Origin of the sequence: Dyella solisilvae (assembly GCF_003351225.1) — a bacterium.
Lineage (GTDB): Bacteria > Pseudomonadota > Gammaproteobacteria > Xanthomonadales > Rhodanobacteraceae > Dyella > Dyella solisilvae.
Map to the genome: position 1 here is coordinate 296,814 of NZ_QQSY01000002.1, position 13,416 is coordinate 310,229.

The 13,416-nt window shown below is 65.8% G+C and carries 13 protein-coding genes; 7 read left to right on the forward strand and 6 right to left on the reverse strand.

Features of this window, described 5'->3' with window-relative positions; genetic code table 11:
• Positions 1-146: 146 nt before the first annotated feature.
• Both DVT68_RS08665 and DVT68_RS08670 read left to right on the forward strand, forming a co-directional pair.
• Positions 147-1,007, forward strand: a complete 861-nt coding sequence (locus DVT68_RS08665) for a PP2C family protein-serine/threonine phosphatase (protein WP_114824682.1) — start codon at positions 147-149, stop codon at positions 1,005-1,007.
• Positions 1,004-1,951 (forward strand): LysM peptidoglycan-binding domain-containing protein, encoded by a 948-nt coding sequence (locus DVT68_RS08670; protein ID WP_158543473.1) that lies wholly within the window; start codon positions 1,004-1,006, stop codon positions 1,949-1,951. Before DVT68_RS08665 ends, DVT68_RS08670 begins: the two co-directional genes overlap by 4 nt.
• A 10-nt stretch (positions 1,952-1,961) precedes the next feature.
• Here DVT68_RS08670 and DVT68_RS08675 read toward each other — a convergent pair whose 3' ends face one another.
• Both DVT68_RS08675 and DVT68_RS08680 read right to left on the reverse strand, forming a co-directional pair.
• Positions 1,962-3,677: a protein kinase domain-containing protein gene (locus tag DVT68_RS08675; RefSeq protein WP_233523403.1), complete on the reverse strand. Its 1,716-nt coding sequence runs from the start codon at positions 3,675-3,677 to the stop codon at positions 1,962-1,964.
• Positions 3,662-4,186: an FHA domain-containing protein gene (locus DVT68_RS08680; protein ID WP_114824684.1), complete on the reverse strand. Its 525-nt coding sequence runs from the start codon at positions 4,184-4,186 to the stop codon at positions 3,662-3,664. The genes DVT68_RS08675 and DVT68_RS08680 overlap by 16 nt, the downstream gene beginning before the upstream one ends.
• Before the next feature lie 449 nt (positions 4,187-4,635).
• Here DVT68_RS08680 and DVT68_RS08685 point away from each other — a divergent pair, with 449 nt between their 5' ends.
• From DVT68_RS08685 to DVT68_RS08695, 3 genes are all read left to right on the forward strand, one after another.
• The gene (locus DVT68_RS08685) at positions 4,636-5,397 is read left to right on the forward strand and encodes a bestrophin-like domain (protein WP_114825309.1); all 762 of its coding nucleotides are present in this window, start codon (positions 4,636-4,638) and stop codon (positions 5,395-5,397) included.
• A gap of 215 nt (positions 5,398-5,612) precedes the next feature.
• Positions 5,613-6,062, forward strand: a complete 450-nt coding sequence (locus DVT68_RS08690) for a DUF1214 domain-containing protein (protein ID WP_199536012.1) — start codon at positions 5,613-5,615, stop codon at positions 6,060-6,062.
• A 97-nt stretch (positions 6,063-6,159) separates the two neighbouring features.
• The gene (locus DVT68_RS08695; protein ID WP_199536013.1) at positions 6,160-7,611 is read left to right on the forward strand and encodes a DUF1254 domain-containing protein; all 1,452 of its coding nucleotides are present in this window, start codon (positions 6,160-6,162) and stop codon (positions 7,609-7,611) included.
• Positions 7,612-7,806: 195 nt separating this feature from the next.
• Here the strand turns inward: DVT68_RS08695 and dcp are convergent, their stop codons facing one another.
• From dcp to bioD, 3 genes are all read right to left on the reverse strand, one after another.
• Positions 7,807-10,008 carry a peptidyl-dipeptidase Dcp gene (dcp, locus tag DVT68_RS08700; RefSeq protein WP_114824687.1) on the reverse strand — a complete coding sequence of 734 codons (2,202 nt, stop codon included), beginning with the start codon at positions 10,006-10,008 and terminating at the stop codon, positions 7,807-7,809.
• A gap of 72 nt (positions 10,009-10,080) precedes the next feature.
• Positions 10,081-10,431, reverse strand: coding sequence for a hypothetical protein (locus DVT68_RS08705; protein WP_114824688.1), 351 nt, complete (start codon positions 10,429-10,431; stop codon positions 10,081-10,083).
• Between the two features lie 48 nt (positions 10,432-10,479).
• The gene (gene bioD / locus DVT68_RS08710) at positions 10,480-11,151 is read right to left on the reverse strand and encodes a dethiobiotin synthase (protein WP_114824689.1); all 672 of its coding nucleotides are present in this window, start codon (positions 11,149-11,151) and stop codon (positions 10,480-10,482) included.
• 95 nt (positions 11,152-11,246) lie between these two features.
• Here bioD and DVT68_RS08715 point away from each other — a divergent pair, with 95 nt between their 5' ends.
• Positions 11,247-11,738, forward strand: a complete 492-nt coding sequence (locus tag DVT68_RS08715; protein WP_114824690.1) for a GAF domain-containing protein — start codon at positions 11,247-11,249, stop codon at positions 11,736-11,738.
• A 23-nt stretch (positions 11,739-11,761) separates the two neighbouring features.
• On the opposite strand, the gene yihA is transcribed toward DVT68_RS08715, so the two are convergent.
• Positions 11,762-12,397, reverse strand: a complete 636-nt coding sequence (gene yihA, locus DVT68_RS08720; RefSeq protein WP_114824691.1) for a ribosome biogenesis GTP-binding protein YihA/YsxC — start codon at positions 12,395-12,397, stop codon at positions 11,762-11,764.
• 110 nt (positions 12,398-12,507) lie between these two features.
• Between yihA and DVT68_RS08725 the strand changes: the two genes are divergently transcribed.
• Complete coding sequence (locus DVT68_RS08725) at positions 12,508-13,287, forward strand: c-type cytochrome (RefSeq protein ID WP_114824692.1); 780 nt, start codon at positions 12,508-12,510, stop codon at positions 13,285-13,287.
• Positions 13,288-13,416 lie beyond the last annotated feature (129 nt).

The window sequence follows — 13,416 nt, forward strand, 5'->3', positions numbered from 1 at the left end:
GCCGCCCCGGACTTGCCCCTCGTCATTTCACCCCCTTCTGCAACTGGACCGACCCGAAGCAACGCGAGCAAGTGCAAACTATCCCCCGTGACAGCCCGCTAAGGTCAGGCAGGCACGCGGGGGCCGGATGGCAGAGGGGAGGGGCGGTGGACGACACGATCGACTTCCATGATGTGCCGCGGGCGACCGCCGGGCGCGCTCGCGGTGGGCGCGCCACGCAACAGGACGACCTGGTCTGCCTGCACGATGAGGCCGAAGACAGCAGCCTGCTGGTGCTCGCCGACGGCATGGGCGGCGAAGGCGCGGGCGAGCTCGCTTCAGAAGGCGTAGTGCAGGTGGCGCGACGCCTGTGGGAACAGGGGGACTGGCGGCAACAGCCCGGCTCACTGTTTCTGGAGTCGCTGTGCCAACAGGCCCATCTTGAATTGCACCGGCGCCGCGAAGGCCTCGCCAGCGGGGCGCCCCATTCCACCGTCGTGGCGCTGCTGATCAGGGGTGATCGCGTCGCGTGGGTGCACGTGGGCGACAGCCGCCTGTATCGCTTTCGCGGCCTGCGCCTGCTCGGGCGCACAGAAGACCACAGCCTGGCGCAGCTCAGGCATCGACGCGGCGAACTGGCCGAAAGCGATCTCGCCACCCATGCCGATCAGAACAAGCTGTTGCGCGGCCTGGGTGGGCCCGATGCGCCCGTGGTGGAGCACGGCTGCGCCACGCTGCAACGCGGCCAGACGTTTGCCCTGTGCAGCGACGGCGTGTGGGCCCAGCTCACCACCGAGGAACTGGGGCGTTTGTCGCACCGCCGCGACCAGCATGAAGCGGTTCGAGAAGCGCTTACCCTCGCGGTCGAGCGTGGCGGCGCGAATGGCGATAATGTCGCGCTCATTCTTGCCCGCCCACACCAACGAAGTGGCTGGCGCGAACGAGGCGCGGGGCTCTGGGCTGCCCTGCGACGAGCGATGGGATTGAACCCGTGGCGGCGTCCTGCCGCCATGCATGACGAGGTATGAGTTTGTTCAGCGCATTTCGTTTCCAACCGGCCAACGCGTCGCTCAACACGCGCGGCTGGCTGCTGTTCGCCCTGCTTGGGCTCGCTGGCTGCAGCCAGGTCAGCGCCATCAAGTCGAAGGTCAGCGACAGCTTCGGTTCGACGCCAGCAGCCACGAGCGCCGCTGCCGAGCCCGCTCCCGACAGCAGCCAGGCCATCAGCCTGCACGCAATCGTCAACACGTATCTGCTGCATGGCCGATACAGCGAGGGCGAACAGCGCCTGCGCCAGTACCTCGCAAAATATCCCAACGACCACCCCGCTCAGAACATGTTGCGCCAGCTCACGGGCGATCCCAAGGCCATGCTCGGCGCCGCTTCACGCAGCTACGTGGTGCAATCGGGCGACTCCTACAGCACGCTGGCGGCCCACACGCTGGGTGACTCCAACCAGTTCCTGGTGCTGGCCCGCTACAACGGCTCCAGCAATCCCTCTGCGCTACGCGCCGGCGATACGATTCGCCTGCCTGCAGGCGCGGCGCGCAGCGCCTCATCGTCGGGAGTCACTTCGTCGAGGAGCAATGCGGATTCCGGGGCTACCCTGGTGGTCACACCGACTACACCTCCGGACGCCGCGCCATCCAGCGAGTCGCCCGCGACCAAGGCGCAGCGGCTGCAGACCGAGAGCAACGCCCTGCTCAAGCAGGGCCAGAACGACCAGGCCATGGCGCGTCTGGATGAAGCCCTGACGCTGGACCCGCACCTGAAGCCCGCGGGCAACCAGACACTGCGCTCGCAGCTGCTGGCTTCCTACCATGAGCGCGCCGTGGTGTTGTATCGCGACCAGAAGCTGGATCAGGCGATCGCCCTGTGGGACCACGTGCTGGCTATTGATCCCGGCTACGAGCGGGCCGTGATCTACCGCGCCCGCGCGGTGGAGCTGCAGCACCGCCTCAATCAGATCTGAACAACGAAGCTTATGGGGCTTCGTTCTCCGACCCCGATGGCGACATCACCAGGGTTGGCTGCTCGGCCGGATCCGCCGCAGGTCCTTTTGCTGGCGACGCGTCGGTCGGATGCCGCGCCTCCAGCGCGCTCGTCATCAGGTTGAAGGCCGCGAACAGCCGTCCGAGTTCGTCGCGGCGCACGAGGCGGATGCGATGCCGGTAATCGCCACGCGCCACGCGCATGAGGGCGTCGCCCAACATGCCCATCAGCACCAGCGGCTGGCGGAACAACCAGTACGAGGCGCCCACCACCGCCATCAGCGTCACCACCAGCACCGTGGCGATCACCCCGAAGGTGGTGCGTTGCGCGGCCACCAGCGGCGCGTTGCTCACGCCGAGGCGCAGCTCGCCAACGGTCTTGTCCTGATAGCGGATCGGCACGTCGAAAATCAGCATGTCATCGGCGCGTCCTCCCAGACGCCCGCGATAGCTGGTGACGCCGTCGGCGGACGGTAGAAGTCGGACGGCGCCCGGGTCGGCCAGACGCTGCCCCACATCCGACGTCTGCGTGCTCGCCACCACCTCGCCCTCGCGATTGGCGACGGCCAGATAGTGGATCTGCTGGTTGCGCGCGATGTCCTGCACCAGTGCACGCGTGGCGGCATCGTCACCGAGCAGCAGGTTCTCCGCCGATTCGCCGGCCACCATCCGCCCTAGCGAACGGCCGTAGTCGGTGGCCAGGCCGGTCACCGCGCTGTTCTGCTTGGCGTAGATCGCCGCCATACCCAGCATCAGCACCACACAAAGAATCGCGCCCAGCGCGCCGATCCAGCGCAGGCGCAGCGAAATGATGCGCGTGACGAGCGGCGTCTGATGGGCGCGCTCATATTCACGGCGCGCCAGCCGCAGGTCGTTGATGACTTCCGCGCTGGACTGGTAACGCGCCTCGGGCGTCGGCGCCAGCAACGTGCGCACGATCTCCCGCAGAAGCGCGGGCGCAGTCGGGTCGAGTGGCTCGACGGCAGGGTGCGGGTGACGTTGCCGCTCGCGCAGCAAGCCCTTCAGGTCCGTGGTCTCCGGCCACGGCAACTTGCCGGTGACCAGCCAATGAAGCACCACGCCCAGCGAAAAGAGATCGCTGCGCGCATCGGCCGGCTCGCCACGCAGGCGCTCCGGCGCCATGTAGGCCGGCGTGCCGCCAATGTGTTGTTCGTCTGCCGTGATGCCGCGTCGTGCGCGTCGCTCGGCGATGCCGAAGTCGCTGAGTTTGGCGTAGTGCCAATCCTCGGCGAGCATGATGTTTTCCGGCTTCACGTCGTGATGGATGACGCCCTGGCCGTGCGCATGGTCCAACGCCGCCGCCACCTGCGAGGCCAGTTCGATGGCCACCGCCAACGGCGGCAGGCCTTCGCGTGCGACGCGGCTGGCGAGGGTCTCTCCCGACAGGCGCTCCATCGCGATGTAGGGGCGCCCATCGTCGGTGACGCCGGTGTCGAAAATCGTGACGATGTTCGGGTGCACCAGCTGCCCCGACGCACGCGCCTCGAGCAGCAGCCGACTGGCCGAGCCGGCCTCGCCGTCCGTTCCGAGATGCATGCACTTGATCGCTACCGGCCGGTCGATGCCCGGGTCGAAACCCGCGTACACCACCGCCATGGCGCCCTGCCCCAGGATGCCGTCGATCCGATAGCGGCCGATCTTGCGTGGAAGTTGAAGCTCGCCCATGCCGGTCAGGACAGGAACCACCAGGCCAGCGCCGCCACGCCGGCCAGGACCAGCGCAGCGACGACCGCGATGACGCCAAGTCGCCCACGCCCACTCGACTCACGGGTCAGGAACACGAACTCGGCCTGGCCGAAGCGGATGCGGTCGCCATGCTTGATGGTGGCCTCGTGTATCCGGGTGTCGTTGACGAAGGTGCCATTGGTCGACAGCGTGTTCATCACCACGTAGTGGCCCTGCTGGTTGATGATCCAGGCATGGGCCGAAGACACGCTGGGATCATTCACCACGATGTCGTTGTCGCCGCGGCGACCGATCGTCTGTCGCCCGGCGCGCAGTGAGAAACGGCGCCCTTCCAGCCCCGCATTGGCGCCTTCCAGCACGGGCTCATGCACGCTGGCGCGACCGTCCGAGGCCGGGCCGACTTCGCTGGCGAGCCGGCTCAGCTCCTCCGCGGAAAACAGTTGCGTGCCCTGGGGGCCAGCAACGCGCCTTCCGGATGCGGCAGTCGGAGTTTGGCGAGGGTCTTCCATCGAGCGCCTTGGCAACAAACAAATCAAACAGACAGTAAAACAACCTGATCGGCCAGACCCGCCCAAACTTGAACGTTCCCTGGCCCGACCACCCGACTTGTCCCTGGCTGACGACCCGCAACATGCTGCGTCCCACCTGGGCGGCAGGACGGCTCGGGGTTGATGCCACCACACCCATCTCGCATGGCGTGTGAACAAGAGGTGCTCGAGCCGGCATTTTAGCGACTTGGATCACACGAAGGACCAGCAAACGCCGAAAATGCCCGGCGATCGAGGTCTTAGGCGCAGCACCGCCCCGCCGTCCAGCCGCTCCGCCCTGCCCGAACTGGCGTCAAGCAGGGATGCCCTCGCGGGCATTCCGGGCGGCGCGCCAGCGGGCTACGCCAGCGCAAGCCTCCCGTCGACGAGGGGTAGAATCGCCGGTCGAGCCGATGGCATCGGGAGGCGGCGTGAGCCACTTGCTCTTTTCCGTGTTTGTCTTCGTCTGCGCATTCGGGTGCGCCCTGCTCGGCATGGTCATGCGTACCCGCCTGCCCGGCCACCATCTCGACGAAGATTCGGCGACCGCCATCAAGCTGGCCGCCGGGCTCATCGCCACCCTGGCCGCGCTCGTGCTGGGTCTGCTGATCTCCTCGGCGAAGACCACCTTCGATACCGTCAGCCAGGACTTCCAGCACAACGCCGTGAACATCCTGAGGCTCGACCGCACCCTGGCCGCCTATGGTCCCGAAACGAAGGATCTGCGCGCATCGCTCAAGCGAAGCTACAGCGCCTGGATCGACCTGATCGGCGCGGAAGAAAGCGAGCGCCGCCGCTCCGTGGACAACCCGAAGGTGCTTGCCCACATCAACGATTTCCAGCACGAGCTGGCGGCGCTCCGCCCCGCCACCGCTGACCAGCGGATCCTGCTGTCCCGCGCGCAGGACATTTTCGAAGAAGTGTTTGCCGCGCGCTGGATGGCCCTGCTGCAAAAGCAGGGCGGCATCCCGACGACGCTGCTGCTGGTGCTGACGGCGTGGCTGTGCGTGATATTCGGAACGTTCGGCCTGTTCGCGCCCAACAACCACACGGTGATCTTTTTCTTCCTGCTTTGCGCGCTGTCGTCGGCCGGCGCCATTTTCGTGATCATGGAAATGGATACACCCCTGGGCGGACTGATCCACGTGTCCGTGCAGCCCCTGCGGGAAGCAGTCTCCCAGCTCGGGCAGTGAGCGGCGCCGGACCCTGTCTGCCGCGCAGCCGAATCGCCTGAGCAACCCCCTCACCCGGCGCAAGAGATGTCGTCGCTCCTGCTTTCCAGTGCGGTCATCTCGGTAGATCTACTTACGCCGGCTCGGTAGTTTCACGATTGTTCCCCAGCGCTTGCTCGTGGAACCTCATCGAACGCGACGAACTCGGGAAGGTGAGTGCGATGAAGGTGACAGGGATGTCTGGCTGGCCAAGCCGGAGCATCGCATGGGCCCTGGCCTGGCTGACGGGCGCCGCACTGGCCGATGGGGCGCCGCCGCTCAGGATGACCACCCCGATCCCGGCCCGGATCACCACGCCGGCCCAGGTCGATAGCAGCATCGGCAAGCTCGGCTTCACCGATGGCGTGCCCACCCCGGACACCGCCGGCCGCGTGTACGACCCGCAGACGCGCTCGATGCTGCAGCCCGACCAGCAGTTCCCCAGCCTCTCCAGTGCGCACGGCCTGAAGGCAAATGCCGACGGCACGACCGACATCTTCTTCGCACCGAAGCGACCCAAGGATGCGGCCAACTGGATCCAGACCGTACCAGGCAAGAGCTGGTTCCTGATCTTCCGCCTGTACGGCCCACTGCAGCCCTGGTTCGACAAGAGCTGGTCACTGGAAGACATCCAACCCGTGGGCTGACCTGTATATCCCCAGCGCACGTCCACGGGCGCGATTCTCGCAGGGGAACACCCGGCACGACCCACACCTTCAGGCACGCTGTTGAGAGAGGCTGACCATGCGCATTCCTATGGCACTACCCGTCATGACACTTTGCGCCGCCATGGCTTCTGTGTCGCAGGCTGCATCCGCACCCACGACCTATGTTTTTGAACGGGGTTATCCGACAGCACAGGCGACGGAACAGGCACGCAACGACGCCGACTTTCAGCGCGCCGTGACGGCGTACCGGTTCTGGTATCCGAGCGTATCGGTCGAAGGCATCTTCAATGGCAATCGCGCGGCGGGCATCCAGGATGGCCAGGCCTGGGGAACGGCCGCCGCAGGACCGAGGCAGGTGGGCTTCACCCTCAACTCGGATACACCCTACGGCTCTGGCGTGCTTGACCTGAGCAAGGGCCCGATGGTGATCGACCTGCCGCCCGGCGCCTATATCGGCCTGGTGGACGACCATAACCAGGGATGGGTGCAGGACATGGGCCTGCCAGGACCCGATGCAGGCAAGGGCGGCAAATACCTCTTCCTGCCACCGGGCTACGCCGGCAAGGTCCCCGCCGGCTACCACGTCAGCCGCCCCAACTCGATCAAGAACCTGTTCGCGCTTCGCGCCTTGCCCATCGGCGGCGACGTCCAGAAGGCGCTCAATGCACTTCGCGCGGTGAAGATCTATCCCCTCGCCAGCGCAACCAGCCCGCAATCGCTTCAGGTGGTCGATACGACAGACAAGGCGATGGACAGCTCTTCCCTGAAGTGGGAGGACAACATCCAGTTCTGGGAGAAGCTGAGCCAGATCATCAACGACGAACCCGTCGTTCAACAGTACCTGCCGATGTACGGCCTGCTGGCGGAACTCGGCATCGAAAAGGGCAAACCGTTCCAACCCGATGCACGCATGAAAGCCTTGCTCGAGCAGGCCGCCAAGGCAGGCCGTGACCAGATGCTGGTATCAGCCTTCGATAGCGACCGACCGGATCGCATCAACTGGCCCGATCGCAAGTGGGAATGGGTTGGCCTCGTGCCGGGAAGTGCGCAATTCGAAACGCCCTGGGGCATGGATCTGGAGGCGCGCGACCGCTGGTTTGCGCAAGCTATCGTCACCTCCCCGGCCATGTTCCGACGCAGCGCGGGCGCCGGCTCGCTGTACTGGATGAGCGTGCGTGACAGCAAGGGCGTCTTTCTCGATGGCGGCAAGAACTACAAGCTCACCGTTCCACAGCCGGTGCCGGGCAAGTTGTTCTGGTCCGTGACCATTTACGACACGGCGACCCGGTCGCAGGTGCAGACCGACCAGGACAAGGCGGCGCTGAGGTCGCTGTTCGAACTCAAGGACGTGCCGACCAATGCACCCGTTGACCTGTACGTCGGCCCCACGCCGCCGAAAGGAAGCGAGAGCCGCTGGATCAAGACCACGCCGGGCCACGGCTGGTTTGCCTACATCCGCATCTATGGGCCGGAGCAGGCCGCGTTCGACAGGAGCTGGAAGCCTGGCGATTTCGAAGAGGTGAAGTGACCCGGATGCGCGACTCCTTGCGGGTGTAGGCGCAGCCGGTTCCAGTGCTTCGATAAGGATGGCATCGGGATGGGCGGCATCGATGACCGGTTGCTTCGACAGCGTCGACCAACCGGCTTCGCAGCTCCCTCAGGCTCACCCGCAAAAAAAAAGGGCCGGCATGGCCGGCCCTTTCGGTGAAGCAGTGACGAAGCATCACTTCTTCTGCGGCGCTTCCTTCAGGCCACGGTTCAGCAGCATCGGCTCGATGCTCGGATCCTTGCCGCGCCAGTTCTTGTACATCTGGGCCAGGTCCTCGGTGTTGCCGCGCGAGAGAATCATGGCGCGGAAACGATCGCCGTTCTCGCGGGTCAGGCCACCCTTGTCCACGAAGCCCTGGAAGGCATCGTCCGCCAGCATCTGCGTCCACAGGTAGGCGTAGTAGCCGGCGGCATAGCCGTTGCCCCAGATGTGCTGGAAGTAGCTGGAGCGGTAGCGCGGCGGCACGTAGCTCAGGTTGACCTTGGCCTTGGTCAGCGCCTCGGTCTCGAACTTGTCCGGATCCTGCTTGGGCGTGTCGGCGCTCAGGGTGTGCCAGCTCATGTCGAGCAGGGCCGCCGAGACCAGCTCGGTCATGTCGTAGCCCTTGTTGAAGGTCTTGGCCTTCTTGATCTTCTCGACCAGCTCGGCCGGCATCGGCTCGCCCGTCTTATAGTTCTTCGCGTAGTTGGCGAAGATCTTCGGATCGGTCGCCCAGTGCTCGTTGAACTGCGACGGGAACTCCACGAAGTCACGCGCGGTGTTGGCGCCGGACAGGCTCGGGTACTGGGTGTCGGCGAAGATGCCGTGCAGGCCATGGCCGAACTCGTGGAACATGGTGATCACGTCGTCGAACGACAGCAGGGCCGGCTGGCCCGGCGCAGGCTTGGTGAAGTTGGCGACGTTGAAGATCACCGGCTTAGTGCCCATGAGCTTGGACTGTTCGACCAGGTTGCTCATCCAGGCGCCGCCCTGCTTGTTGTCGCGCTTGAAGTAATCGCAGTAGAACAGCGCCATCGATGTGCCGTCCTTGTCGAACACTTCGAACACGCGCACGTCAGGCTGCCAGACCGGGATGTCCTTGCGCTCCTTGAAGGTCAGGCCGTAGAGCTGGTTGGCGGCATAGAACACGCCGTTCTGCAGCACGTTGTCCAGCTCGAAGTACGGCTTGATCTGCGCTTCATCGAGGTCGTACTTGGCCTTGCGCACCTGCTCGGCGTAGTGGTTCCAGTCCCATGCCTCGACCTTGAAGCCGCCGTTCTGCTGGTCGATCACATCCTGGATGTCCTTGGCCTCGCGCTCGGCGCGCGCGGTGGCTGCCGGAGCCAGCTTGCCCATGAAGGTCAGCGCCGCTTCCGGCGTCTTGGCCATCTGGTTTTCCAGCTTCCACGACGCGTAGTTCGGGAAACCCAGCAGCTTGGCCTGCTCGGCGCGGAGCTGCGCGAGGCGCGCGATCAGCTCGCGGGTGTCGTTGGCGTCGCCCTTCTCGGCGCGATTCCACGAGGCCTTGAACAACTGCTCGCGCGTGGCGCGGTCGTTGAGGTTCTGCAGCGCCGGCTGCTGCGTGGTGTTCTGCAGCGGGATGACCCACTTGCCGTCGAGCTTGCGCCCCTTGGCGGCCTCGGCCGCCGCGGCGAGGTCGCCGTCGGACAGGCCATCCAGCTTGGTCTTGTCGTCCACCACCAGGGCGCCGGCCTTGGTTGCAGCCAGCAGCTTGTTGGTGAACTGCGTGCTGATGGTCGACTCTTCCTTGTTCAGATCCTTCAGCTTGGTCTTGTCCGCGTCGGACAGCTTGGCGCCGCCGCGCACGAAGTTCTTGTAGGTGACTTCGACCAGGCGACGGGACTCGGGGTCGAGCTTGAGCGTGTCACGCTGCTCGAAGATCGTCTCGATGCGCTTGAACAGCTTGTCGTTCATCACGATCGCGTCCTGATGCTCGGCGAGCTTCGGCGCGACGTCCTCCTGCACCTTCTGCAGGGTGTCGTTGGTGTTGGCCCCGCTCACCGCGTCGAACGCGCGCATCACGCGACGCAGCAGCTGACCGGACTTCTCCATCGGGATGAAGGTGTTCTCGAAGGTTGGCGGCTCCGGGTTGTCGGCGATCTGCTGGATCTCCGCCAGATGCTGCTTCATGCCTTCGATGAACGCCGGCATGTAATCGGCGTCCGTGATCTTGTCGAACGGCGGCGCCTGGAACGGCAGCGTGCTGGGCGCGAAGAAGGGATTCACGGCGCTGGCCTCGTTGGAGGGCGCGGCGCTGGCGGCCTTGGCCGGGGCGGTGCTGGCCGGCGCGGGCTGCTGGGCCTGCTCATTGGACTGCTGCGAGCAGGCGGCAAGCGCGATGGAGGTAGCTATCACAAGCGTACGGAGACGAAGCATCGGGGTTCCCCTTGTGGGCGGTACAAACCCCGAGCCTAACCACTCCCCGATACCGGCGCAAAGGGCAGGAAGTCAGGCCTTGCGCATATCGCGCAGCTGCCAGCTCGGTCCAATCAGCAGATTCATGCGGTGGCGCACGATGCTCATGGGGAGGCCGGTGACCAGGTCCAGGTCGATGTGCAGGTCGGACACACGGGCGTTGGCGACCGCGGCCGGGTCCACCACCGCCAGCGCCGGATCGACCTCGTCCGGCTCGTCCTGCATGGCGCGCCAGCGCTCGAACAGGACCGGGGTGCGCATCGCGTCCTGCACGGCCGCCGCAAGATCATCCGGCCCCGCGCCGTCGAAACTGAGCGCTGGGATCGGCCCGTGCGCCTTGGTCAGGTCAGCGATCGAGAAATAGTAGTGGCTACGTAGGGACATGGGCTTCTCCGCTGGCGCCTGCACATGCAAGCACCCACGGCGTGAAATTCACTCCAACAGCGTCGCCACGTCCAGCCCCGTCGCGGCCATCGAGGGCGCCGCGCCGTGCGGAATCACGCCCAGGCAGGGCGCGGGCAGCAGTTGGCGCAGGGTGGCGAGGTTTTCATCGAGCGCATCCATGTGCGGGTCGATGCAGTTGCCGATCCAGCCGATCAGTCGGCAGCCGTCGGTGGCGATGGCGCGCGCGGTCAGCAGGGCATGGCTCAGGCAACCCAGGCGCATGCCGACCACCAGGATCACCGGCAGCTGCCACTGTCGTGCGATGTCCGAAGCCAGCAGGCCCCGCGACAGCGGCACCAACCAGCCGCCCACGCCTTCCACCAGCACCGCATCGTGCATGTCGCGCAGGTGATGGAACGCCTCAAGCAGCGGAGCCAGCCCGATCTCCACCCCCTCATGCGCGGCGGCCAGGTGCGGTGAGAGTGGCTCGCGCAGGGCGACAGGATTGACCCATTCGTAGGGCATCGGCGCGCTGCTGGCCGCCTGCAGCGCGAGCGCGTCATCGTTGCGCAGACCGTCGGCGGTCTCGACACAACCGCTGGCCACCGGCTTCATGCCGGCGGCATGGAGGCCTCGCGCACGCAGCGCATGCAGCAAGGTACAAGTGGCGTGGGTCTTGCCCACGCCGGTATCGGTACCGGCGATGAAGAACGTCGACATGCGGTTATCCCCTGATGACATGAATCCGAGTCGGCATCCGGCGCTGCTCGCCTGGACCGGCGCATAATACGTCTTTATCCCCGAGACCCATCCCCATGTTCGAAGTGAAGACCCAGGCCCACGCGAGCAAGCGTGAGCACTACGAGGATCTGTGCGCGCAGGCGCGCGGCCTGCTCGAGGGTGAGGTCGACGTCATCGCCAATGCGGCGAACTTCGCCGCATTGGTGTACCACAGCCTGCCCGACCTCAACTGGTGCGGCTTCTACCTTTACGACGGGAAGGAACTGGTGGTCGGTCCGTTCCAGGGCAAGCCGGCCTGCATCCGCATCGCGCTCGGCCGCGGCGTGTGCGGCACGGCCGCCCAGACGCGCCAGACCCAGGTGGTGCGCGACGTGAACGAGTTCGACGGCCACATCGCCTGTGACGCCGCGTCGCAGTCGGAGATCGTGGTCCCGCTGGTGCGCGCCGATGGCAGCCTGTTCGGCGTATGGGACGTCGACAGCCCGCTGGTCGCCCGCTTCGATGACGAAGACCGCGCCGGCATGGAAGCGCTGTGCGCGGTGTTCATGGGCAGCGTCAACGGCTGAAACGCGGCCGCACGAGGTGCGGCCTATTCGCGCGGCGTGTTGAGCAGACGCACTACCACGTCGCGCGCTTCGTCCACGCCCGTGGGCGTCTGGGAAGAAAATATCTGCGCGGTCGCCTGCGTGCCGCCCTCGACCAGTTCCTTGCGCAGCGCGGCCAACGCCTGCGCCGACTGGTTCCGCGACAATTTGTCAGCCTTGGTCAAAAGCACATGGCAGGGCAGTTGGGTCGCGAAGCAGAAGTCCAGCATCATCCGGTCGAAGTCCTTGAGCGGATGGCGAATATCGGCGATCAACACGATGCCGCGCAGGCTTTGGCGCTGATGCAGGTAGCCGTCGATTTCCTGCTTCCAGTGCTCGCGCAGCTCCGGCGGGACCTTGGCATAGCCATAGCCGGGCAGGTCAATTAGTCGCACCTGCAGCGGCGCGAGGCCCTCGCCCTGCACCTTAGGCGGCAGCGAAAAGGCCACCATTTGTTGCGTGCGGCCTGGCGTTTTGGAGGTTCGCGCCAGGCCACGATGGCCTGTCAACGCATTGAGCGCGCTGGACTTACCGGCATTGGAGCGACCGGCGAAGGCTACTTCCGCGCCGTGGTCCGGCGGAAGCTGGGAAATTCGATGGGCAGCCAGCACGAACTGGGCCCCCTGCAACGGATTGGACATGGTTTGACCGGCTAAGATGGCGCAGAGATAATCCGGGAGTTTCTGCAATTTGCGGACGTGCCGGCCAGCGCGGACCGTGCAGCCATAGCAGTTTTTCGGGAGACAAGTGTATGAGTTTTCGGCCCGCCGGTTTCCGGCACGCTGTCGTTCGTTATGCCGTAGTCCTCGTGTTTGCGCTGTCTTCCAGCGTCGTCATCGCGCAGGAGGCCAAGGCGCCCGCCGCTGCCGCCACCGCCGCGCAGCCGGCTGCGGCCGCCACCGCCGAACAGGCCGCCAAGCCGACCGAAGCGACCGCTGCGGTCAAGCCGGGTGACGCCACCGCCGGCGCCGGCAAGGCTGCCGTCTGCGGCGCCTGCCACGGCATGGACGGCAACTCCACCGATCCGCAGTATCCCAAGCTGGCCGGCCAGCACGAGTCCTACATCGCGCGCCAGCTCACCAACTTCAAAGGCAGCAAGCGCCAGAACCCGATCATGCTGGGCATGGCTTCGCCGCTGTCCGAGCAGGACATGCATGACATCGGCGCCTTCTTCGCCACCAAGAGCTCCCTGCCGGGCGTGGCCGACCAGGCCCTGGTCGAGCGTGGCCAGCAACTCTATCGCGAAGGCGACGCCACCAAGGGCGTGCCGGCCTGCATGGCTTGCCACAGCATCGACGGCCGCGGCAACCCGGGCGCGGTCTATCCGCAGCTGGCCGGCCAGCACGCGCAGTACGTCGAGGCCACTCTGAAGTCCTGGCGCGACGGCACGACCTGGGGCGATGATGCCCACGCCCAGATCATGCCGCCCATCGCCAAGAAGCTGGACGACAAGGACATCGCCGCCCTTGCCAGCTACGTCGAAGGCCTGCACGCCGCCGACGGCTCGTCCGGCGCTGCCGCCGCCAAGTAATCGCAGCAGACACGCCGGCCGAAGGCCGGCGTGTTCGTTCCAAGCCCTACCCCGTTTTTGAGGATTCCCATGCTGAAGCGCCTGTCGTTCCTGTGTGCCACCCTGCTCGCGGTCGCCGCCTGCAGCAAC